Origin of the sequence: Nocardia arthritidis NBRC 100137 (assembly GCF_001612765.1) — a bacterium.
GTDB lineage: Bacteria > Actinomycetota > Actinomycetes > Mycobacteriales > Mycobacteriaceae > Nocardia > Nocardia arthritidis.
This window is the reverse complement of sequence record NZ_BDBB01000003.1, coordinates 167,892-193,941: the sequence shown is the minus strand read 5'-3', so window position 1 is coordinate 193,941 and position 26,050 is coordinate 167,892. Positions and strand designations below refer to the sequence as shown.

Sequence of the window (26,050 nt, the reverse complement as noted above, 5' to 3'; positions counted from 1 at the left end):
GAAATTCCACTTCGATCACGAGACCGGCGAGCTGGGCGAGCGCAACGGCGTCTTCGTCACCAACGTCGAGCACAAGATGGGCCTGAAGGCCTCCGCCACCTGTGAGGTCACCTTCGGCGGCCACGGCATCCCCGCCAAGGGCTGGCTGGTCGGCGAGGTACACAACGGCATCGCGCAGATGTTCCAAGTCATCGAGGAAGCGCGGATGATGGTGGGCACCAAAGCCATCGCGACCTTGTCCACCGGCTACCTCAACGCCCTCGAATACGCGAAGACACGCGTGCAAGGCAGTGATCTGACCCGGATGGCGGACAAGGCCGCGCCGAAGGTGACCATCACCCGGCACCCCGACGTGCGCCGGTCGCTGATGATGCAGAAGGCGTACGCCGAGGGGCTGCGCGCGATCTATCTCTACACCGCAGGCCATCAGAACGACGTCGTCGCGCAACACATCTCGGGTGCCGACGCCGATCTGGCCGCTCGGGTCAACGACCTGCTGCTGCCGATCGTCAAGGGCGTCGGCTCGGAGCGGGCCTACCAGTACCTGACCGAATCGCTGCAGACCCTCGGTGGTTCCGGCTTCCTCCAGGACTACCCGATCGAGCAGTACATCCGCGACGCGAAGATCGACTCGCTCTACGAAGGCACCACCGCCATCCAGGCGCAGGACTTCTTCTTCCGCAAGATCGCCCGCGACCGCGGCGTCGCACTCGCCCACCTCGCGGGCAAGATCCGCGACACGGCGCAATCCACCGACGGCAACGGCCGGCTCAAGGCGGAGAAGATCCTGCTCGCCACCGCGCTCGAAGACGTCCAGGACATGGCGGGCCGCTTCACCCAGCACCTGCTCGCCGCCCAGCAACAGCCCACCGAGTTGTACAAGATCGGGCTGAACTCCGTTCGCTTCCTGCTCTCCGTCGGTGACCTCCTCGTCGCCTGGCGGCTGATCGTCGCCGCCGAGATCGCCTCGGCCGCACTCGACGCCGGCCCCGGCGAGCAGGACCGCGCCTTCTACGAAGGCAAAGTCGCCGTCGCGTCGTTCTTCGCCAAGACGGTCCTGCCGCACTTGAGCGCGGAATGGTCGGTGATCTCCGACGTCGACATCAGCGTCATGGATCTCGACGAAGCCGCGTTCTGACCCGGGCCGGACCCGCGAAGGGGCCCGGGGCGCGTCGCCGGAACGACGGCTCAGCAGCGGAGTGCGGTCCCGGAAGACCGCGCCGGGAGAGCAGACCGGCACGGGAACAGTCCGGAAAGTTCCGGCTTGTTCCCGTGCCGGGTCGAACATCTTCGATGCGGTGGCACGGTCGCGGCGCGCCGGTCGGGGAACGCGTCAGACGGTCCTCCGGCCGGATGGCTCAGATCTCGGGCAATTCCGTTCCGCGCAGGCTCGGGTCCTGCCGGACGATGTCCCCCGGTCGCAGGAGCGCGGCGGTCAGCCGATAGAAACCGGCGGTCGACATCTCGCTCCACAACATCCGCGCCTCGGCCGGACTGGCGCAGGCCACCGTCCTGCCGTCCTCGAGCCGCAGTTGCTGCAGGCCGTCGAGAGTCTTCAGCATTCGTTCAAGAACCTTTCGAGGATCGGGCCGATAACGGCCAAGGCGGGCGGGTGAGTCAATTCGAGATGTCGTGCGTCGACGACCGTATTGCGCAGGTCGCCGGTGACGAACGGCCGCCACGTCCGCACGGCGGCGTCGTGGTCGGCGCGGTCCTTGCCTGCGGTGAAGAAGACCAGGTCGCCGTCGAAGACGTCCGGCCGGTACTCCTGGGCGATCGCGGTGGCGGTCTGGAAACTCTCCATCACCCGGTCGACCTGTTCGGCGGTGAACATCCCGGTGGCGGTCACCTGCGCACGGATCACCGCCCAGGCCTGCTCATGGGTGTCCGCTGCCACCTCGGCGCCGAGATCGAACAACTCACGCCAGCCACCGAGCAGATCGGCCATCAACTCACCCGGCGCGGGCTCGTTCGCGGTGGCGCTCATCGACGCGGCCAGCGCCTCGGAGTCGCCCACGGCGCTGTCCATCATGGCCAACATGCCGACCTGCTGACCCGCGCGCTGGAGCCGGACCGCGACGGCATGCGCGATCGCGCCGCCCAGTGACCATCCGAGCAGGTGATACGGCCCGCTCGGTTGCACTCGGCGTATCTCGGCCACATAGCGTTCCGCCAGTTCATCGACGGACTGCGCACAACGTTCGCCCGCTACGACGTGCGGATCCTGCAAGCCATAGACCGGCCGGTCCTTGTGCAGATGTTCGACCACGCCGCCGTAGAACCAGGCCAGCCCGCCCGCGGGGTGTACCGCGAACACCGCGGGCTTGCGGCCGTGCGCGCGCAGCGGGAGCAACACTTGCAGGCCCGAGCCGCCTGCCGTGCCGTCGGCCCTGGCCGCCAATCCTCGCGGCGTCGCGTCGTCGAACATCCACGGCAGCTGGATCGTCACGCCGCGGGTGCGCAATTCGGTCACCACCATCGTCGCCAGCAGCGAGTTGCCGCCGAGATCGAAGAAACCATCGGTGACCCCGACCCGCTGGACACCCAGGACCTGTGCGTAGACCTCGCCGATCACTTTCTCCGTGTGGGTCCGCGGCGCCACGAACGCGGTCGTCGATTCCTCGAACTCGGGAGCGGGCAACGCCTTTCGATCGAGCTTGCCGTTGACCGTCAAGGGCAACGCGGGCAACACCATGATCGTCGCGGGCACCATGTAGCCGGTCAGCACCCGGGCGGCGGTCTCCCGGACCTCGGCCGGATCGATCCGCTCGCCGTCCACGCCAACGACGTAGCCGATCAGCTGGTCCACGCCGCGATCGTGCCGGTGCACCGTGACCGCGGCCTGGGTGACGAGCGGGTGGCGCAGCAGCGCCGCTTCCACCTCGCCGAGTTCGATGCGGAAGCCGCGCAACTGGACCTGCGCGTCGGCCCGGCCCGCGTAGACCAATTCCAGCCCGCTCGCGGACTTCCGCCACCTCCCCACGTCCCCGGAACGGTAGAGCCGGGCGCCGTCCCGACCGAACGGGTTGGCCACGAATCGGCCCGCGGTCAGCGCCGCTGCTCCCAGATAACCTCGCGAGAGCTGGCCACCGGCCACGTAGATCTCGCCGGCGACGCCGATCGGCGCCGGACGCAGCCGGTCGTCGAGGACGTACACCCGCAACCCGGGGAGCGGGGCGCCGATTCCGGCCGCGCTCGTCCGCGTGACCTCGGAGAACGTCACGTGCACGGTCGTCTCGGTGATGCCGTACATGTTGACCAGCCGCGGCGATCCCGGCGCATGCGCGGCGAACCAATCGTCCAGCCGGGCGGCGTCCAGCGCCTCGCCACCGAAGACGACATACCGCAGAGCGAGATCCCCTGCGGGACAATTCGATTCGCGATATCGGCGCTCGGCCTCGACGAATCCGTAGAACGCCGAGGGGGTTTGGCTCAGCACTGTCACTCCCTCCCGGGCCACGACCTCCACGAACGTCTCCGGCGACCTGGAGGTGTCGTAATCCACCACGACCACCTTGCCGCCGGACAGCAGCGCGCCCCAGATCTCCCACACCGCGAAATCGAAGGCGTAGGAATGGAACATCGTCCACACGTCATCGGGCCCGAGGTCGAATCGCTCGGCCGCGTTGGTGAACAGGGTGACCGCTTCCCGATGGCTGACCGTCACGCCCTTCGGGCGGCCCGTCGATCCCGACGTGTAGATCACGTAGGCGACGTTGCCCGGCCGCGCACCCGATGCCACCGCCGGACCGGAAGCGTCCGCGCAGTCCTCTACGAGCAGTACCGGTGCGGCGCACTCCGGCACCGCCACGGACATGCCCGCCGAAGTGAGAACCGCAGCCGGACGAGCGTCGTCGAGCATGAATCGCAGGCGCTCCGGCGGATACGCCACATCCAGCGGCAGATATCCCGCGCCGGAGCGCAGGACGCCGAGCAGGCCGATCACCAGGTCGACCGTGCGTGGCAAGGCCACGGCCACCAGCGATTCCGGACCCACTCCGTGCTCGGCCAGCCGGGCGGCCACCGCGGCGGCGCGCCGATCCAGCTCCGCGTAGGTCAGCTGCGACGCCCCGTCGGTCACCGCGATCGCGTCCGGTCGCGCGGCGGCCTGGGCGGTGAACAGCTCGGTGAGTGTCGTGTCCGCCACCGCGGCGCCGGCGCTACCGGCCGCGTCGAGCAGCTCGCGGCGCTGCGCCGGGCCCGCGAGGTCGATGTCTCCGACCGCGATCGCGGGATCAGCGGTCACCTCCTCCAGGATCCGCACGTAGGCCTGCGCGAACCGGGTCATCGTCTCCTCGCCGAACAGATCGGTGGCGTAGGTCAGGCGTCCCCGCATGCCGTCCGGCTGCCCGTGGTCGGCTGCGCGTTCGACCAGGTTCAGATTCAGGTCGGCCTGCGCCGGTTCGAATCCGTTCTCGACCGGTTCGACGGTGAGGCCGGGCAGCTCCAGCACGGCCTTGCTCAGGTTCTGGACATCGAGCGTCACCTGGTACAGCGGCAAATGCGCGGTGGACCGGGGTGGATTGAGCGCCTCCACCACTTGCTCGAAGGGCACGTCGGCGTGCGCGAACGCCGCCAGGTCGGTGTCGCGGGTCGCCGCGAGCAGATCGGCGAACGACTGGTGCGACGACACCCGCGACCGGAGCACGAGGGTGTTGACGAACATGCCGATCAGATCATCGAGTTCGCGCTCCCCGCGTCCGGCCACCGGGGTGCCCACCGCGACGTCGCCGGCTCCGGCCAGCCGCGACAGCAGGACGGTCAGCGCGGCGTGCATCACCATGAAGACCGTCGCGTTCGCCGTGCGCGCGACCGCGCCGATGCGCTCCCGCAGCGAGGCGGAGATCTCGAAATCCACTGTCCGGCCGCGCATGGACGCCACCGGCGGGCGCGGCAGGTCGGTGGGCAGCTCGAGCAGTTCGGGCAGCCCACCGAGGGTGTCCTTCCAGAAGCGCAGCTGCCGGGACATGATCGAGCCGGGATCGCGCTCGTCACCCAGTACGTCGCGCTGCCACAGCGTGTAGTCCGCGTACTGGACCGCGAGGGGCGGCCAGATCGGTTCCGTCCCTTGCTTGCTCGCCTGATAGGCCAGCGCCACGTCCCGCGCGAGTGGCAGCATGGACTGCCCGTCGGCGCAGATGTGGTGCACCGCGATCACCAGGACGTGCTCGTGTTCGCCGAGTCGGAGCAATTCCATGCGCAGTGGCGGCGCCTGCGTCACGTCGAAGCTCGCCGAAACGGTAGCGAGCACCCGCTCCATCAGCCGCTCCGCCTCGACCGGGACGGCGCTCAGCCCGGCCGGGACCTCCTGGGCGGGGACCGCGACCTGGTGTGGCGTCCCGTCGGTCATCGGGAACTTGGTCCGCAGGGACTCGTGCCGATCGATGACCAGCTCGCACGCACGGCGCAGCGCGTCGATGTCGAGTTCGCCCGTCAGCCGGATCGCCAGCGGGATGTTGTAGGCGCCGACGGAGGTGTCGAGCTGGTTGAGGAACCACATCCGCTGCTGTGCCAGCGACAACGGCACCAGTGCCGGGCGGGTGCGCGCTACCAGCGGTACACGGACCGTCCGCTCGGAGTTGTCCAGGCGGGCGGCGAGTTCGGCGACCGTCGGCGCTTCGAACAGGTCGCGCACGCCGACGCTCACTCCGAGTGCGGTACCCAACTGGGCGGTCACCCGCGTCGCCGACAGCGAGTTGCCGCCGAGGTCGAAGAAGCTGTCGGTGGCTCCGACCCGGTCGATGCCCAGGACGTTGCCGAAGACCTCCGCGACATGCCGTTCGGTTTCCGTACGCGGAGCGGTCCAGGCCCGCGCCGAGAACTCCGGTGCGGGAAGCGCCAGGCGATCGAGTTTCCCGGTTCGGGTGAGCGGGAATTCGGCGAGCACCATGCACAGATCGGGCACCATGTGCGCGGGCAGCCGCAGCCGCGCGGCGGCCCGGACATCCTCCGGATCCAGGTCCTCGGAGCCGACCAGGTAGCCGACGAGCCTGCCGACGCCGCGCTCGTCTTTGCGCAGCACGACCACCGCGTGTTCCACACCGGGTTGTCCGGCGAGAACCGCTTCGATCTCACCGAGCTCGATGCGTTGACCGCGGATCTTGACCTGGAAGTCGCCGCGGCCGAGGTATTCCACGGTGTGTTCCGGGGTCCAGCGAGCCAGGTCGCCGGTGCGGTACATGCGTGATCCCGGCGCGCCGAACGGATTCGCCACGAACGCGCCCGACGTCGCCACCGGCCGGTTCACGTATTCGCGGGCCAGTTGCACTCCGGCGAGATACAACTCACCGACCACGCCGACCGGCACCGGTCGCAGCCACGCGTCCAGCACGACGGCCTCGACGCCGCGGATCGGGCCTCCGATCGTGACGGTCTCGCCGGGATACAGCGGATCACTGATGCCGGCCAGGATTGTCGCCTCGGTCGGTCCGTAGCCGTTCAGCAGTCGCCGTCCCGGCGACCACTGCGTGACGATCTCCGGTGTCACCGCCTCACCGCCCGCCATCAGCACTCGGAGGGAATCCAGCCCCTTCGGGTCCATCGTCGACAGCACGCTCGGCGTCATGAACGAGTGCGAGACACGTTGCGCACGAATGAATTCGGCCAGTTCCGGGCCGCCGAAAACGTCCGGCGGCGGCACCACGAGCACCGCGCCGTTGGCATGGGCCAGCAGCAGCTCGAGGACCACCACGTCGAAACCGGGAGCGGACGCGTTCAGTACCCGCGACCGGTTGTCCACGCCGAATTGATCACGTTGCACGGCGGCGAAATTGGCCAGTCCCTCGTGGGTGACGGCGACGCCCTTCGGTGTGCCGGTCGAGCCCGAGGTGTACAGCACGTAGGCCGTGTCGCGATGACGCGGCTTGCGCACCCTGTCCCGGTCGGTCACCCCGGCCGAGGACCGCGCCTCGATCGCCTTCCGGGTTTCGGGATCGTCGAGCACAAGCCGCCGGACCGGGTCGGGTACCAACCCTCGCGACGCAACCACCGTGAGCGCGACCCGCACCCGCGAGTCGGCGACCATGTGCGCCACGCGTTCTGCCGGATTCCGTGGATCCACGGGCAGGAACGCGGCCCCGGTCTTGGCGACCGCCCACATGCCTGCCACGAAATCCACCGAGCGCGCCATCGCCAACGCCACCTGGTCACCCGGGCCGACACCCCAGTCGATCAGCTCGCGCGCGACACGGTTCGACCAGGCGTCCAGCTCGGCATAGGACATCGTGCCCTCGTTCGAGACCACCGCCGTCGCGGCCGGTTCCACCGCCACACCGGCGGACAGCAACTCCGCCAGCACTCGGGGCGATTCGGCGCGGCCGCCGCTGGCGGGCACCAGATCACGGCGCTCGGCCGCGGACAACAGGTCGAGCCCGTCCAGCCGCGCCCGCGGATCGCTCGTGATGGCGCGCAGCACGGTCTCCAGGCGGGCGGCCAGACCCGCGGCCGTCCGGTCGTCCACGCGTGCCTGCTGGTAGCGGATCATGATGTGCAGCCGGTCGGTCTGGTGGGCCTGCACGGTGATCGGGTAGTGCGCGGCATCGCTGCCGTCCGCCGCGACCACCCGCATGCCGTCGATGTCCGCGTCGCCCAGGCCGCTGCTGTCGACCGGGTACGACTCGAAGACGACCAGGGTGTCGAACAGCTGGGCAGCGCCGGCGGCCGACAGGATCCGGGACAGCTCGATGTCGTGATGATCGAGCAGGCGGGTGTTGTCGGCCTGCAGCCGCCGCAACGCGTCCTCGATGGTCGAAGCCCGCGGGACGTGCACGGGCACCGGAATCGTGTTGATGAACAAACCGATCATCGATTCCACGCCGGGGAGGTCGGCGGGACGTCCGGAGACCGTGCTGCCGAACACCACGCGCTCGACGCCGAGCAGGTTGCCCAGGACCACCGCCCAGGCGAACTGCACGATCGTCGCCATGGTCACCGCCCGCGTCCGGGCGAATTCCACCAGCTCGGTGGTGGCGGCGTGATCCAGGACGACCGCCAGGTCGACCGGGATGCCGACCGTCGTGTGCGTGCGCGCATCGGCGACCACCGTGGGTTCGGTGAACTCACCGAGGGCTTCGCGCCACACCTCGACACCGGCGGATGGTTCGCGCCGATCCAGCCATTCCAGGTAGCTGCGGTACGAGGCCGCGGCGGGCAACAGTTCGGCGCGCGCGCTCACCGCGTAGAGGCCGATCAGCTCGCGCCACAGCAACGGCAACGACCAACCGTCCAGCAGCAGGTGGTGTGCCGTCAGCACGAGCCGGAAGTCCTGCGGCGCCACGGCGATGAGCAGGAACCGCAGCAGCGGAGGATCAGCGGGATCGAACGGGACCGCACGCTCGGCCTCGATCAATTCCTCCGGTGTGGTCGTGCCGTCGCGCAGATCCACCCGTCGCCAGCGCACCGCCGCGGCCGCCGGAATCACCTGCGCCGGAACGCCGTCGGCCGTTCGGACGAAGGCGGCGCGCAGGTTGGGATGACGCTCCAGCAAGGCCGCCGCGGACCGCTCGAGCCGATCCTCGTCGATCACGCCGGCGAGGGCCAGTGTCGATTGGGCCGTATAGACGTCGAGATCGCCGGCGGCGAGTTCGGCGTGGAACAGCAGGCCCGCCTGCAGCGGAGCCAGCGACCAGACATCGCCGAGGGATCCGTAGCGCCCGGCGAAGGTGTCCAGGTCCGACTGCGTGACCGCGACGAGCGGAACGTCGGCGGGTGAGAAGCCCCAGTCCTCGTCGGCGCGGGCCGCCAGGGCGATCCCGGTCACCGCGTCTACCCACGCGTCGACGAGTTCGGCCACGTCGGCGTCCTCGAGCAGCCGGGACGCGTAGCCGATATGCGCCGACAGTCGAGGTCCCGCCTCGGTGTCCACGATGTTCACATCGATCGTGATTGCCGCGGCCGCGGGCATGTCCGGATCGAAGGCGCCCCGCCGGTCGAACGGCTCGTCGGTCGGAATCCACGCGAGGTCCGACAGCGTCGTCAGATCGACGCCGACCCGTCCGAGGTTGTTGAAGCTGATCTGCGGCTCCGGCAGTGCCGCGAGCAGGTCGGACGTGCCCGCGTGCAGGTAGCGCAGCAGACCGTAGCCGATGCCCTTGTCCGGGATTCGGCGCAACTGGTCTTTCACGGACTTCACCGCGGCGCGCGGATCGTCCGGTTCGACGCCGCTCAGGTCGAGCGCCACCGGGTAGGTGTTGGTGAACCACCCGACCGTGCGGGAGACATCCGCGCCCTCGGCGATCTGCTCCGCACGGCCGTGCCCTTCCAGCAGAACTTTCACACCCGCGTGCGCGATACCGCGTCGGTGCCGCCAGCGTGTCGTCGCCATCGCCAGACCGGCCAGCAACGCGTCGTCGACGCTGCCGTGCGCGGCCCTGGGTACCGCGTCGAGCAACGCCGCGGTCACCTCCGCCGGGAGGGACACCGTCAGATGCCGCACGGTCGAGTGGGTGTCGAGGGCGGGATCGAGCACCGCGCTGCCGAGCAGCGGATCGGGGGCCGCGCCCATCCGGCGCCACAGCTCGAGCTCCTCGGCGCGGGCCGCTGCGGCGTCGGCCACCGCGTGCGCCCACCGGCGCATGGAGGTGCCCTGTGCGGGCAATTCCACCGCGCGTCCCTGCGTGACCTGCTGCCAGGCGGTCGCGAAGTCGGGAATCAGGATCCGCCACGACACACCGTCGACCGCCAGGTGATGGACGACGACGAGGGCGCGCGCTTCGGCGTCGACACCGGGTTCGGGCAGCAGGCACACCACCTGCACCATCCGGCCCGCCGCCGGGTCGAGACGGTCGGACGCCTCTCCCAGCGCCGCTTCCACCACCGCGGTGAAACCTTCGCTGCCCGGCGGCTCCTCGGCGCGGAAGGTGCGCGTGAACACCGCGCTCGCCGCGTCCGCAGCGCTCGGCGGCGGCACCTCCAGGCACTGTTCGCGCAGCCGCGCGCGCAGCATGTCGTGCTGTTCGAGCACTGCTCGTACCGTCGCGGTCACGTCGTCGACTCGCGCGTCGCGCGGCAAGCGCACCAGCATCGACTGAGCGAACCGCGGGGCGGCGCCGAGGCGTTCGGTGAACCAGGAGACCACCGGCGTGAACGGGACCTCGCCCACGCCGCCGCCCGGCAACTCCGCGAGCGAGACCCGTTCGGCGGCCGCGGCGACCCGCGCCAGCCCCCGGACGGTCTTGTGCTCGAAGATGTCGCGCGCCGTCACGATGACACCCGCCGACTTCAACCGCGAAGCCAGCTGGATCGACAGGATGGAATCACCGCCCAGGGTGAAGAACGAGGTGGTGACGCCGACCGACTCGATCCCGAGAACGTCCGCGAACGCGGCCGCGACGGTGCGCTCCACCTCCGTCGTCGCCTCTGCCGCGTCGTCCCCGGCAGCTCGGAAAACCGGTTCCGGCAGAGCTTTCCGGTCCACCTTGCCCGTCGAGGTGATCGGCATGCGGTCGAGCACGGTGACCACCGACGGCACCATGTGCGCGGGCAATACCGACGCGACGTGATCGAGCACGGTGTCCGGGTCGAGGACCCGCGCGGCCTCGGTCACGATGTACGCGGCCAGCAGCGGCTGTCCGCTCGGCCCCGTACGGCTGACCGTGACCGCCGCGGCCACCTCGGGATGCGTGAGCAGCGCGGCGTCGATCTCACCGAGTTCGATGCGCTGGCCACGGATCTTGATCTGGAAATCGCTGCGGCCGACGTACTCCAGGGTGCACTGCGCCGTCCAGCGGACGATGTCGCCGGTGCGGTACATCCGCGCGCCCGGCCCGCTGTAGGGATTCGCGACGAACGCGCCGGCCGTCACGGCGCGCCGGTCGAGGTAGCCGCGCGCCAGCTGCGCCCCCGCAAGGTACAGCTCCCCCGCGACCCCGACCGGCACCGGGCGCAATCGCGCGTCCAGCACCAGTGCCTCCGCGCCCCGGATCGGGCCGCCGATCGCGATCGGATCGCCGGGCCGCACCGGATCGCTCATCGTGATCACGATCGTGGTCTCGGTGGGGCCGTAGATGTTGTGCAACCGCCGTCCGGGCGCCCAGGTGGCGATCAACTCCGCGGGCACCATCTCCCCGCCGACCGCGAGCATCCGCACCGACTCGAGACCGGCGGGTGACATGGTCGCCAGCACGCTCGGCGTCAGGAAGGCGTGCGTCACCCGATGCGTGCGGATCAACTCGGCCAGATCCGGGCCGCCGAACACCTCCGGCGGCGAGACGACCAACGTCGCGCATGCCGCGTGCGCCATCAACGCTTCCAGCAGCACCGCGTCGAAGGCGGGCGCCGCTACCTGCAGAACGCGGGAGGACCCGTCGACCCGATAGCGATCACGCTGCTCGGCCGCGAAGTTCGCCAACCCCGCATGCGTGACCATCACACCCTTCGGCGTTCCGGTCGAACCGGACGTGTAGATCAGGTAGGCGGCATCCTCGGTCCGCAGAGCACGTCCGCGATCCACGTCGGTCACCGACCGGTCGGACTGGGCGGCGATCTCGTCGGCCGTGCGGGAATCGTCGAGCGTCGACCAGCGCACGCCGTCCGGCAGCGACGCGCGCGCGGCCGCGAGCGTGATGCCGATGGCTACACCGGAATCACCCACCATGTGCGCGATCCGCTCGACGGGGTAGCGCAGATCCACCGGAACGAAAGTGGCACCGGTCTTCGCGATCGCCCACATGGCGACGTGATAGTCGATCGATCGGGGCACCGCCAGCGCCACGAACACTCCCGGCCCCGCGCCTCGGCTGATCAGATGGCGGGCGAGCCGGTTGGCCCTGCGGTCGAGTTCGGCGTAGGTGAGGGTTCCGGTGTCCCCGATCAGGGCCACCGCCGACGGCGCCGTGGCAACGGCCGTGGCCAGCAGGTCCGGCAGCAAGCAAGGCCGCGTGTCGTCGCCGCCGCGCGCAGGCACCAGGCGTTCGGTGTCGGCGGCGCCCAGCAGACCTATCCGGCCGATCGGCCGCGCCGGCTCGGAAGTGACCGCCTCGAGGACCCGGACGAACCTCTCGGCCAGCGAATGCGCTGTCGACTCGACGAAAAGATCGGTGGCGTAGATGATCTCACCGTCGATCCCGGCGGGCCGATCGCCCTCGCGGCGTTCGGTCACCAGCACGGTGAGGTCGGCCTTGGCCTGCGCGATACCGGGGTCGAGAACCTCGACACCGATGCCGGGCAGTTCGAACCGGGCCGCCCGGGTGTTCTGCAACCCGAACATCACTTGGAACAGCGGCGAATACGCCGTGGAACGCGGACGGCCGATCACGTCGACCAGCCGTTCGTAGGGCAGGTCGGCGTGGGCGAGCGCTCCCAGGTCCACGTCGCGCACCTCGGCGAGGAGTTCCCGGAACGACCGGTCGTCATCGACCCTCGTGCGCAGCACCACCGTGTTCACGAACATGCCGACCAGATCGTCGAGTTCCGGCCTGCCGCGACCGGCGACCGGGGTGCCGACCGAGATGTCGTCGCTGTGCGCGCTGCGCGCCAGCAGGATCGCCAGCGCCGCGTGCAGGACGACGAACACGGTGACGCCCTCGCGGTGGGCCAGCCGCACGATCTCGTCGTGCAGCCGCGCGGGCATCTCGAACCGGATGGTACCGCCGGCGGTGGAGATGGTGGCCGGGCGCGGCCGGTCCGTCGGCAGGGCCAGCAGCTCCGGGGAACCGTCGAGAGCGTCGGTCCAGTAGTCGATCTGGCGCGCGATCAGCGACGACGGGTCGTCCTCCGAACCGAGCAACTCCTGCTGCCACATCGCGTAGTCGGCGTACTGCACCTCCAGCGGTTCCCATCGCGGCGCGTGGCCGCTCACCCGCGCCCGGTAGGCGGCGAACACGTCGCGGGCCAGCGGAGCCATCGACGCGCCGTCGGCCGCGATGTGATGGACCACGACCACCAGCACGTGCGCGTCGGGGGCGGTGCGATACAGCCGCGCCCGCACCGGCGCCGAGTCCGTGATGTCGAATCCCACTTCGACGGCTTCCCGGATCCGGTCGGCCAGTTCCGTCTCGCCGTCGACCGGCTCCGGTGCGAACGTCACGTCCGCGCCGATCGCCGTGACATCCCGCACGACCTGGCAGGGTTCGCCGTCCACGAGCGGATACACCGTCCGCAACGGCTCGTGCCTGGTCACCACGTCGAGGAATGCGGCCCGCAGCGCATCGGTGTCCAGCGAGCCGGTCAGCCGGGCCGCGAAGCAGATGTTGTAGGCCGCCGAGGCGGTGTCGAACTGGTTGAGGAACCAGATCCGCCGTTGCGCCGCCGCCAACGGGACCGCACCGAGACGTTGCCGCGCGGTCAGCGGAGCAACGGTGGACCGGGTCCGCATCGAAATCCGTTCCGCCAGAGCGGCTATCGTCGGTGCGTCGAACACGTCCCGGATGCCGACGTCGACACCGACTGCGGCCTGGGCCCGCGCCGCGAGCTGGGCGGCAGACAGCGAGTTGACGCCGATCTCGAAGAAGTTCGCCGTCACGCTCACGCGGTCGGCTCCGGTGAGTTCGGTGACCAAGCGCGCCAGCGCCGCCTCGGCGTCGGTGCGCGGCGAGACGAAGGTTTCGCCGTCGTCGAACACCGGCCGGGGCAGCGCCGACCGGTCGAGCTTGCCGTTGGCGGTGAGCGGCATCGCCTCCAGCACCTGCACACTGTCCGGCACCAAGTAGGACGGCAGTGCGCGGGTCAGCTGTTCGCGGATCGCGCGGCCGTCGGTCACCGCGCCGGGAGCCGATGTCACGTATCCGACGATGCGTTCGGTGGTCACGATGGCCACCGCGCGCGCCACCTGCGGAATCGCGCGCAGCGCGGCTTCGATGTCACCGGGCTCCACCCGCTGACCGCGCACCTTCACCTGGAAGTCACCGCGGCCCAGATACTCCAACTCCCCGGTCTTGCGCCAGCGAACCAGGTCGCCGGTCCGGTACAGCCGCTCCCCCGCCGCGCCGAACGGGTTCGCGACGAAGGCGGCGCAGGTGAGTCCGGCACGCGCGTGGTAGCCGCGCGCCAACTGGACGCCCGCGACGTACAGCTCACCGACCACGCCGGCGGGCACCGGCCGCAACCGTGAATCCAGGACGTAGACCTTCATGCCCGCGGCAGGCGCTCCGATCGGCACCGTCGCGGCAGTCGTCTCCCGCTGCGCGCACCGCTGGGCGGTGACCACCTCCGCCTCCGCGGGCCCGTACCAGTTCACCACCTCCGCCTGCGTGAAGACACGCGCCGCGGCGTCGACCGTGCGTTGCGCCAGCGCCTCACCCGCGACGAACACCCGGCGGACCGAAGGCAGCTCGGCGACGCCCGCGGATTCGAGCAGGACATCGAGCATCGACGGCACGAAGTGAACGGTGGTGATCTCGTGCCGCGCGATGACGTCCGCCAGGTACGCGGGGTCGCGATGTCCGTCCGGCTCGGCGACGACGATGTGCGCACCGGTCTGCAACGGCCAGAACAGCTCCCACACGGCGATGTCGAACGTGATCGGCGTCTTGTACAGCACGGCGTCGGACGTTCCGTGCGGCCACTGCCGTTGCGCCCACGCCAACTGGCTCACGGTGGCGGCATGGGTCAAGGCCACGCCCTTCGGGACGCCGGTGGACCCGGAGGTGAACAGCACATAGGCCAGATGGTTCGGCCGCAGCGGTGTGCGCCGCTGCGCGTCGGTGATGCGGTCGCCGGACAGATCGGTCACGTCGAGCCGGTCGATCGGCGCGTACTCGAAACCCTCCGGCAGATCGCCGCCATCGGCCGCGGTCGTCAGCACCAGCAGTGGACGGGCCGCGCCCAGCACGTGCGCGATCCGTGCGCTCGGGTGATCAGGGTCGATCGGCAGGAACGCCGCGCCCGCCTTCACCACCGCGTAGACAGCCGTGACCAGTTCGGCCGACCGGCGGATGGCCACCGCCACGATCGTTTCCGGCCCTGCGCCGCGTGCGATGAGCCATCGGGCCAGCTGATTGACCCGTGCGTCGAACTCCCGGTAGGTCGAGGTGCTTCCATCCGGAAGTCGCAACGCCGTGTTGTCCGGGGTGCGCGCGATCTGTTCGTCGAAGACATCGACGAGCGTGCGGCCGGGTGCGGCAGAGCCCCCCGTGTCGTTCCACCGTTCCAGTACCCGGGACCGCTCAGCCTCGTCGAGCAACCCGATCTCGCCGACGGTGGCCTCGGCGTCGCGGGCCGCGGCGTCGAGCACCCCGACGAATCGGTCGGCGAAGCGCCGCACGGTGTCCTCGTCGAAGAGGTCCGTGGCGTAGGTCAGGCGCAGCGTCATACCCGTCGGCTCGTTGTGCGTGCCGTGGCTCTCGCTCACCATCAGCAGCAGGTCGTAGATCGCCGCGCTGTCGCCGGGGTCCACGTTCTCCACGGTGAGCCCCGGCAGCTCGACGCGAGCCCGCGCCATGTTCTGATAGGCCAACAGCACCTGGAACAGCGGCGTGTGCGCGGTCGAGCGCACCGGGTTCAGCGCGTCCACCAGTTGCTCGAACGGCACGGTGGCGTGGTCGAACGCCTCGATGTCGGTGCGCCGTACCTGGTCGAGCAGGCTCGAGAAGCTCTGGTCGAGCGTGATCGGCGTCCGCATCACCAAGGTATTGACGAACATTCCGACCAGGCCGTCCAACGAACGGTCGCCGCGTCCCGCGTGCGGCACGCCGACGGTGACGTCGTCGCTGCCGGACAGCCGCGACAGCAGCACCGCCAGGGCCGCGTGCACCACCATGAACGTGGTGGCCCCGGATCGCCGCGCGAGCGCTTCCACCCGACCTTGCAGTTCCCCGGTGATGGGGACTTGGATCACCGCGCCGCGCTGGGACTGTTCGAGCGGCCTCGGCCGGTCGGTCGGCAACTCGAGCAGATCGGGCACACCCGCGAGTTGTGTTCGCCAGTAGGCGATGTCACGGGCCACGTACGAGTCCGGGTCGTCCGCGGAGCCGAGGACCGCACGCTGCCACAGGGCGTAGTCGGCGAATTGCACGGGCAGCGGCGCCCAGTCCGGCGCGGCGCCACCGGAGCGCGCTCGATACGCGGTCACCAGGTCGGCGGCCAGCGGAGCCACCGAGAAGCCGTCGCAGGCGATGTGGTGGGCGGCCAGCGCGAGCGTCCACGCTTGATCCGACAGCTGGTACAGCGCCACGCGCAGCGGCACGCCCACGGCGACGTCGAATCCGGCGCCGCAGAACTCGGCCAGCCGGTGCGGCAGTTCCCGCTCCCCGACCGCCTGCGGGGTGAGGTCGCACGTCGCCAGCACGTCCTCGGCGTTCAGCACGACCTGGGTGGGCGTACCGTCGACCGCCGGGTACATGGTGCGCAGGCTCTCGTGCCGCTCGACGACATCGCCGACAGCGGCCGTCAGGGCCGCCGGATCGAGTTCGCCCTCCAATCGAATCGCCAGCGGCACAATGTATCCGGGGGCGGACGGATCGAACTGATTGAGGAACCACATCCGGGTCTGCGCGTGCGACAGCGGGATACGGTCCGGCCGCGGGGCCGCGGTCGGCGCCGGAAGACTCGGGACCGCGCGCAACCGGGTGATCCGCTCGGCCAGACCGGCCACGGTCGGGGCCTCGAAGATCGCGCGCACCGGAATGGTCACGTCCACGACGTCGCCGATCCTGCTCAGCGCGCGCGTCGCGACCAGCGAGTTGCCGCCCAGCTCGAAGAAATTGTCGTCCGCGCCGATCTCGGGCCGGTCGAACAGTTCCGCGAAGACCGCGGCGATCGCCTGTTCCACCAGACCCCGGGGGGCACGGAACTCCGACTCCTGAACACCCGGGTCCGGCTCGGGCAACGCCCGGTAGTCCACCTTGCCGTTGGCGTTGAGCGGAATCGAGTCGACCAGGGTCACCGACGACGGCACCATGTAGGCAGGCAGCCGATCCAGCAGGAAGCCCCGGATCTGCCGTACGTCCAGCGCCGCGTCCGCGACCACGTAGACGACCAGCCGCTGCTCGCCGCCGTCGGCGCGTACCTGTGCGACGGCCGCGTGCACCTGCTCGTGCGCGATCAGCGCGGCTTCGATGTCGCCGAGTTCGATGCGCAGACCGCGCACCTTCACCTGGGTGTCGGCGCGGCCGACGTAGCGCAGCTCGCCGGCCTCCTCCCAGCGAACGAGGTCGCCGGTGCGGTAGAGGCGCGCACCGTCCGCGCCGCCGAAGGGATCGGCGACGAACGTCGCCGCGGTCAGGCCCGGACGGTCGTGGTATCCGCGAGCCAGCTGGACGCCGCCGAGGTACAGCTCACCGGTGACGCCCACCGGCACCGGATGCAACCGCGAATCCAGCACGTGCACGGTCACATTCGCCTCGGGCACGCCGATCGGTACGGCCACGCCCTCGACCGCGTCGATCCGATGCGCGGTGACGCTCACCGCCGCCTCCGTCGGACCGTACAGGTTGTCGATGCGGGCATCGCTGAATTCCCGGAAACGGCGGACCGTTTCGGCCGGCAGCGCCTCCCCGATGCACAACACACGCCGCAGGGCCGGGAACTGCCGGGAGGCAGCAACCTCGAGGAACGCCGAGAGCAACGATGGCACGAAATCCACCGTGGTCACTCGGTACTCGGCCAGCAACCGAGCAACCTCACGCGGATCGCTCTGCGCGTCGGGACCTGCGACCACCAGCGCCGCGCCACAGGTGAGGGCGGAGAACAACTCCCAGACCGACAGGTCGAACGTCACGGGTGTGCGCAGCAGCATGACGTCGTCGCCGCCGAGACGGTAGTGCTCACGCATCCAGCGCAACTGGTTCACCACCGCGGCGTGCGGGACGGCCACGCCCTTGGGCACACCCGTCGAACCGGAGGTGTAGATGACGTACGCCAGATCCTCCGGGCGCAGCGGCCGCGTCCGGTCGGCATCGGTCAGCGCCGATCCGTCCAGGTGCTCGGCCTCGAGGTCGCCGAGCGCCCAGACCGGCACGCCGGTGGGCAGATTCGCCCGGTCGTCCGGACGGGTGAGCACCGCGACCGGCCGCGCGTCGGAGAGGACGGCAAGCACCCGGTCGGCCGGGTGGTCCGGATCCAGCGGCAAATAGGCCGCCCCCGCCGCATGGATGGCGTACAGCGTGGCCAGCAGATCCACCGAGCGGCGCATCGCCACCGCCACCACGGTTTCCGGGCCGGCTCCGCGCCGGATCAGCGCACGGGCCAGGGAATTCACCCGCGCACCGAATTGCTGGTAGTCCATCCGCGCCCCGCTCACGGCGTCGATCACCGCCGGGTATTCCGGAGTCAGTGCGACTTGCACGGCGAACAAGTCCGCGACCGTCACCGCCGGCGCCCGCGTGTCCGCACCGCTCGACCGCAGCGCGATCCGCCGTGCCTCCTGCTCGGTCAGCAGATCGATGTCGCCGATGGCGCGGGTGGGATCGAGGACGATCGCGCGCAGCAACAGCAGGTAGCGGTCGAACATCGCCGCGACCGTCGCCTCGTCGAAAAGATCTGTCGCATAGCCGAATTCGACTGCCATGTCACCCGGTTCGCCATCCGGCTCCAAGGCGTCGACCAGGTTCAGGTGCAAGTCGTACTTCGCCACGCTCGGATCGGCCATCTGCGCCGAGACCGTCAAGCCCTCGAACCGCACCGTGGGGATCTCGATGTTCTGGAACGAGAATCCCACCTGGGTCAGCGGCGCGTGTGCCGTCGAGCGCGGCGGATTGAGCACCTCGACCAGACGCTCGAACGGGATGTCGGCGTTCTCGAACGCGGCCAGGTCGGTGGCTCTGACCTGATCCAGGATCCGGACGAAGGACGCGCCGGGCGCGATGTAGTTCCGCAACACCAGCGTGTTGACGAACATGCCGACCAAACCGTCCAACCCCGGCTCGCCACGACCGGCGATCGGTGTGCCGACCGCGATGTCCCCGGTACCGGACAGCCGCGCCAGCAGCGCCGCGTAGGCCGCGTGCATCACCATGAAGACCGTCGCGTCGTGACGGCGGGCCAAGGCGACCACCGCACGGTGCAGATCCGCGGGCAGGACGGCCGAGACGGTCGCGCCGCGGAACGACTGCTTCGCCGGCCGCGGACGGTCGGTGGGCAGATCCAGCACCTCGGGCAGGTCGGCGAGGGCCGCGAGCCAGTACCGTGTCTGGGCGACGGTCGGGCTGTGCGGATCGTCCTCGGTGCCCAGCATCTTCCGTTGCCACAGCGCGTAATCGGCGTACTGCACCGGCAACGGCGCCCATTGCGGCGCCTGGCGGCGGACCCGAGCCCGGTACGCGGTCATCAGGTCGGCGGCCAGCGGCGCGAGCGAGGACCCGTCGAAGCTGATGTGATGGACGACGAGCACCAAAGCATGGTCGCCGGGAGCGCTGCGCAGCAACGCGACCCGGAACGGAACCTCGATGGTGACGTCGAAGCCCACCGTGACCTCGGTGGCGACGCGCGCCTCGACCTCGTCGGCCGCGACCGGTACCGGCGCCAGCGGGGGCAGCGCCGTTTCCACCGGGACGATCACCTGATGCGGCCCGCTGTCGCTGTCCGGGTAGACGGTGCGCAGCGCCTCGTGCCGTTCCAGCACGTCCGCGACGGCCGCGTGCATCGCGGCCACGTCGAGGTCACCCGACATCCGCACGACCAGCGGAATGTTGTAGACCGGCGAGCTCGTGTCGAACTGGTTGAGGAACCACATGCGGGCCTGAGCGGGCGACAGCGGGATCCGCTCCGGGCGCTCCTGCGGCGCCAGCGGCACCCGGGTCGCCGCGTCGGCACTGCGCAGGCGCTCGGCCAGCGCACCGATGGTCGGCGTCTCGAAGATGGCGCGCAGGGGCACCTCGACACCGAACGCGCCGCTGAGTTGCGCCGCCGCGCGGGTGGCCGACAGCGAGTTGCCGCCGAGATCGAAGAAGCTGTCGAGCACGCCGACGCGGTCGATGCCCAGCACGCCCGCGCAGATGTCGGCGACGATCTGCTCGGTCGCGTTGCGCGGCGCGACGAACTCCACGGCGGGCGCGAATTCCGGTTCCGGCAGCGCGGCGCGGTCGACCTTGCCCACCGACGACAGCGGGAGGGTGTCGAGCACCATGACGGTGTCCGGAACCATGTGCGACGGCAGGCGTTGTGCCGCGTACTTCGTCAACTCCGCGGTCTCGACGGCGCCGCCGGCGGGCACCACGTACGCCGCCAGCCGTGATCCGCTCTCGGCGTGCACGCCCACCACGACCGCTGCCGCGACGCTCGGATGCCCGGCGAGGACGGCTTCGATCTCGCCGAGTTCGATGCGCTGGCCGCGGATCTTCACCTGGAAGTCGGTGCGCCCCAGGTATTCCAGAGTGTGATCGGCGGTCCAGCGCGCCAGGTCGCCGGTGCCGTACATGCGGGTGCCCGCGGGGCCGTACGGGTTGGCCACGAACGTTGCGGCCGTGGACGCGGGCCGGTTGAGGTACCCGCGCGACAGCTGCACGCCCGAGACGTACAGCTGACCGGTCACCCCGACCGGGACGGGTCGCAGCCGTTCGTCCAGCACCACCGCGTCGACGCCGCGGATCGGGCCACCGATGGTGACCGGGTCGCCGACGCACAGCGGATCGCTGATCGCGACCATGATGGTGGTCTCGGTGGGCCCATACCCGTTGTGCAGCCGTCGCCCCGGAGCCCACACCGCGACCGTCTCGGCCGACACCGCTTCCCCGCCCGCCACCAGCACCTGCAGCGAATCGAGACCGGCGGGCGACATCGTCGCCAGCACACTGGGCGTCACGAACGCGTGCGAGACCTCCTGGGCGCGTATCAATTCCGCCAGCTGCGCCCCGGCGAACACCTCAGGCGGCGACACGACCAGCAGCGCGCCGTTCGCGTGCGCCATCAGCAGCTCCAGCATCACCGCGTCGAAGCCAGGCGCGGCCACCTGCAACACACGTGACCTGCGATCGACGCGATAGCGCTCACGCTGCTCGATCGCGAAATTCGCCAAGCCCTCGTGCGTGACCGCCACGCCCTTCGGCTTGCCGGTCGAGCCCGAGGTGTACACCACGTAGGCCGCGTCGGCCACCCGGCAGGCGCGCACGCGGTCCGCGTCGGTCACCGCGGCCGCGGACTGCGTGGCGACGAACGCCTGGGTGCCCGGATGGTCGAGGATCAGTTGCCGGACATGCCCGGGAAGCAGGGTGCTCGAGGCCTCGACGGTGAGCGCGACCTCCACATTCGAGTCCGCGACCATGTGCGCCACCCGCTCGCCGGGGTAGCGCGGGTCCACCGGGACGAACGCGGCACCGGCACGCGCCACCGCCCACACAGCGACCACGAACTCCACCGACCGCCCCATCGCCAGCGCGACCTGGTCCCCCGGCCCGACGCCCCAGTCGATCAGCACTCGCGCGAGACGATTCGACCACTCGTCCAGCTCCCCGTAGGAGAGCACCCGAGCGCCCGCCACCACGGCCGGCGCGGTGCGATCGCCGACCAGCAGCACATCCGCCAGCACCCGGGGCTTCTCGGCGCGACCGCCGGAGGCCGGGACCAACCCCAGCCGCTCGACACCGGACAACAGATCCACTTCGCCGACCCGGGCCCGGGGATTCGACACGAACGCGTCGAGCATCCGGTTCAGCCGCTCGGCGAGTTCTTCGACGGTCTCCCGGTCGAAGAGGTCCGTGGCGTAGTTGATGCGCAGCGCGACATCGCCGCCCGCCGCGGTGTTCTCGGCGACGGTGACGATGACGTCCACCTTCGCCGGTTCGGCACCTGGATCCAGCAGCTCGACGGTGAGTTCGGACAGCTCCAGGCTCGCCCGGTCCATGTTCTCGAACGCAAGATACACCTGGCACAGCGGCGCGTACGCCATGGACCGCTTCGGATGCAGTTCGTCCACGACACGCTCGTAGGGCAGGTCGCTGTTGGCGAAGGCATCGACGTCGATGTCCTTGACCCGCGCCAGGAACTCGGTGAACGACTCCTCGAAGGACACCTCGGTGCGCAGCGGCACGGTGTTGACGAACATGCCGATGAGGGGCTCGAGCGCACGCTCGCCGCGGCCGGCGACCGGCGTGCCGATGGTGATGTCCGCCGAACCCGACATCCGCGCCAGCAGCACGGCCAGCGCGGCGTGGACCACCATGAACGTCGTGACGTTGGCCGCGCGGGCCAGCCGCTCGATTCCGGCGAAGGTCTCGGCGGGGATCACGGTGTCCGCGACGTCGCCGCGCATGGATTGGCGGGCCGGGCGCGGACGGTCGGCGGGCAGCTCCAGGACCGGCGGCATGCCCGCCAATCGCTGCGACCAATACCGCAGCTGCTGGGCGGCTCGCGACTCCGGATCGTCCGGATCGCCGAGCAGGCTGTGATGCCAGACGCTGTAGTCGGCGTATTGGACGCTCAACGGCTCCCAGTCCGGACGCTTCCCCTGCACCCTCGCCTCGTAGGCGACGGCGACATCGACCGCGAGCGGCCGCAGCGAGGATCCGTCACAGCAGATGTGGTGCAGGATCACAGCCAGCACATGTCGCGAGCGGTCGGTCGTGGCCAGCAGCGCCACCTGGATCGGGGCACGTTCGCGCAGATCGGTCCCGACCGATGCCAGCTCGCGGATCCGGTGCGCGATGTCGTCCGGATCGGTCGGCTGCGGGGTCAGGTCGAGACCGGCGGCGACCTCTTCGGCGGGCAGCACGACCTGGGTCCCCTCGCCGTTCACGGCGGGGTAGACGGTGCGCAGCGATTCGTGCCGATCGATCACGTCGGTCAGCGCGACGCGCAGCGCCGCGGTGTCGAGACGTCCGGTCAGTTGCACGATCAGCGGGATGTTGTAGGCGGCCGAGGCCGGGTCGGTCTGGTTGACCAGCCACATCCTGTTCTGCGCCGGCGCCAGCGGAATGGGCTCGGGCCTGGCTGCCGCGCGCAGCACGGGCCTGCCGGAGCGGCCACCGTCCTCGAGGTGCGCGGCGAGTTCGGCGACGGTCTGCTTGACGAACAGGTCGCGGACCGACACGTCGCACCGGGTCACCTCCGCGATGCGCACGGCCGCGCTGGTCGCGGTGATCGAGTTGCCGCCGAGTTCGAAGAAGCTGTCGAACACGCCCACCCGGTCGGTGCCGAGAACCTCCGCGAACACGTCCGCGATCGACTCCTCGACCACCGTGCGTGGCGCGACGTAGGCGGCGGCCGAATCGAAGACCGGCTCGGGCAGCGCCCGGTAGTCCACCTTGCCGTTCACCGTCAGGGGCACCGCCTCGAGCACGACGACGCTCGACGGCACCATGTATTCCGGCAGCATTCCGGCGACGTGCGTACGCAGGGCGTCCGGCTCGCAGCTCGCGCCGACGGCGGGCACGACGTAGCCGACCAGCCGGGCGGCCTCCGTGCCGGCCAGATGCACGACGACGACGGCTGTGGCGACGCTGTCATGGCTCAGCAGCGCGTTGCGGATCTCGTCCAGCTCGATCCGGAACCCGCGCAACTGCACCTGCTGGTCGGCGCGGCCGCGGTATTCCAGCTCGCCCTTGTGATTCCAGCGCGCCACGTCCCCGCTGCGGTAGAGGCGCTCCCCCGGCAGCCCGAACGGATTCGCGACGAAACGTCCCGCGCTCAGCGCCGGTCGCCGCAGGTAGCCGCGAGCGAGTTGGGCGCCCGCGACGTAGATCTCGCCCCAGGCGCCCAGCGGGCACGGACGCAAGCGCTCGTCAAGGACATATGTTCGCAAGCCCGGCAACGCCGGGCCGACCGTGCTCGGCGCTCCCGGAACGGCGATGTCCGGCGTGAGGTCGGTGTAGGTGACGAACACGGTGGTTTCGGTGATTCCATAGCTGTTGGCCAGGACCGGAAGATTCGGGTTGTGCTCGTACCAGTCGGCCAGCGCGGCGGGATCGAGAGCTTCACCCGAGAGGACGACCAGCCGCAGCGACAGCGCACCTTCGGGCTCCCCGGCGTGCGCGTAGCGCTGTCGTGCGGCCGCGAACTGGTAGAACGCCGACGGCGTCTGGCTGAAGACCGTGACCCGTTCGCGCGCCGCGAGACGCACCACGTCGTCCGGCGATCGGGTGGTGAGGCTGTCCACGACGACGATCCGGCCGCCGGTGCTCAGCGCACCGAAGATCTCCCAGACCGAGTAGTCGAAGGCGAAGGAGTGGAACAACGTCCAGACATCGTCGGACCGGATGCCGATTTCGGCGCACGAGTTCACCAGATAGGTGGACACGGCGCGGTGGGTGATCGAGACGCCCTTCGGCCGGCCGGTCGATCCGGACGTGTAGATGACGTACGCGAGGTGGTCGGGGCGCAGCAAGCCATTCCGATCGGAATCGGTGATCGGGTCCGCGGCCCGCTCCCCGGCGAGAAGGTCGTCGAACAGCACGACGCGGCCGGGATCGCCCGGTACGTGCTCGCGCATGCTTCGCTTCGTCACCACCGCGATCGGGTTCGCGTCGCCCAGCACGTATTCGAGCCGGTCGGCCGGATGGGCTGTGTCCAGCGGGAGGTACCCGGCGCCCGACTTCAGCACCCCGAGCACGGCGACGATCAGATCCGCATCCCGTGGCATCGCGATGGCCACCAACGATTCCGGCCCCGCGCCGAGTGCGATGAGCCCGCGGGCGAACCGATTGGATCGTTCGTCGAGTTCGCGGTAGGTGAGCGTGGTGGCCTCCGAGGTCACCGCCACCGCCGCCGGCGTGGCCTCCGCCTGTGAGGTCAGCAGTTCCACCAAGGTGGCGGAGGGGGATTCACCGTCGTGGCCCGCGAGCTCCTCGACGATGCGCAGTTCTTCGGCGGGTCCGACGAGCTGGAGGTCGCCGATGCGGGTGTCCAGGGGCGAGTCCATCATCCGGTGCAGGAAATCGAGGAACCGGTCGGCGTGCGACTCGAGTTCGTCCTGCCCATAGAGGTTCGGGTTGCCGTGCAGCTCGATGAGCAGCGGGGCGTCCGCGCCCGAGCGGTACAGGTTGAGCTGCAGATCGTCGAGCGCGCCGGAGGTCAGTGCGCGATAGCGGCCCACGGCCGAGCCGAGCCGAATCTCGGAGTCGAAGAACAGGATGTTCACGATCGGGCCGAACGAATTCGCGGCCGAGTCGATCGCGGCCGAGTCGCGGCGCAGATCCTCGAACCGGTACAGCTGGTGGCGCATCGCCGAGACGAGCTCGGACACCGAGGCGCGGACCAGTTCCTCGACCGTGGTCGAGTGGTGCACGGCGAAACGAATCGGCACCATGTTCGCCAGCATCGCGGCGGCGTTGCGCAGGCGCTTGGTCACACGGGCGGTCACGGGCAGAGACAGCGCGACGTCCTCGGTGCCGGTCATCCTGGCGAGGAAGGCGGCGAACGCGGCGATCACCACCTGCGCGGCCGACGCGTTCACCTCGTCGGCGAAGCGGTCGAGCCGGTCGGACAGGTGGGCGGGCAACTGCAAACCGGCCACGCGGTCGACCTTGCCGAAACGGGCCGTGCGGCCGGACAAGCTGACCGGCGTGGGCAGGTCGGAAACCTTGTTCAGCCAGAATGTCTTGTCCGCCTCGTAGCGTGAACTGGTGCGATAGGCGTGCTCCGCTTCGACGATGTCGCGCAGGCTCGCCGCGTCCAGTCGCGTCGGAGCCCTGCCCTCCAGCAGCGCGTTGTAGTGCTCGGCCATCCGGGTCAAGCTGTTGAAGGCGCCGTACCCGTCGATCACCAGATGGTGCGCGCGGCCGTACCAGAAGTAGTGGTCTGCACCGACCCGGATGAGCCGCGTCTCGGTGAGCCGGTCACGGCTGAGGTCGACCGCCTTGGTGTTGTAGTCGCGGCGCATCCATTCCATCGCCGCCGCGACGGGATCCTCCGCATCGCTGAAGTCCAGCACCGGCGCGTCGTAGATGATGCTTCGGTCGACGAATTGATACGGCCGACCGTCGGATTCGACCACACGCACCACAAGGGACTCGGTTTCGTGCCCGCCGTCGTTCACCGCCCGCGTGAACACTTCGTAGTCCACCGGGCCCTTGATCTCGACGCAGTGTGCGATGTTGACAGCCGGTCCACCGGGCATATGGTCCGCGAGCCACATACCGTACTGCGCACTCGAGAGCGGAATCAGCCCCTGATCGCCGTCGGCAGTTCCGTCTGACTTCAGATTCATCGCATGACCCCTTATTAATACCCGGACGCGCGAAGGCAC

General features: G+C 69.9%; 3 protein-coding genes. 1 reads left to right on the top strand and 2 read right to left on the bottom strand.

Features of this window, described 5'->3' with window-relative positions; genetic code table 11:
• Nucleotides 1–1,138, top strand: a 1,138-nt coding sequence (locus tag NA8_RS03585) for an acyl-CoA dehydrogenase family protein (protein WP_169810453.1), incomplete at its 5' end; no start/stop codon positions are given.
• A 220-nt stretch (nt 1,139–1,358) separates the two neighbouring features.
• On the opposite strand, the gene NA8_RS03580 is transcribed toward NA8_RS03585, so the two are convergent.
• Both NA8_RS03580 and NA8_RS03575 read right to left on the bottom strand, forming a co-directional pair.
• Nucleotides 1,359–1,562, bottom strand: a complete 204-nt coding sequence (locus NA8_RS03580; protein ID WP_063048906.1) for a hypothetical protein — start codon at nt 1,560–1,562, stop codon at nt 1,359–1,361.
• Nucleotides 1,556–26,050 (bottom strand): non-ribosomal peptide synthetase, encoded by a 24,495-nt coding sequence (locus NA8_RS03575; protein WP_157106507.1) that lies wholly within the window; start codon nt 26,048–26,050, stop codon nt 1,556–1,558. Before NA8_RS03575 ends, NA8_RS03580 begins: the two co-directional genes overlap by 7 nt.

What these genes read in the sequence shown, in the direction of transcription:
- NA8_RS03580 (WP_063048906.1), bottom strand. Translation starts at nt 1,562, where the DNA reads ATGCTGAAGACTCTCGACGGCCTGCAGCAACTGCGGCTCGAGGACGGC.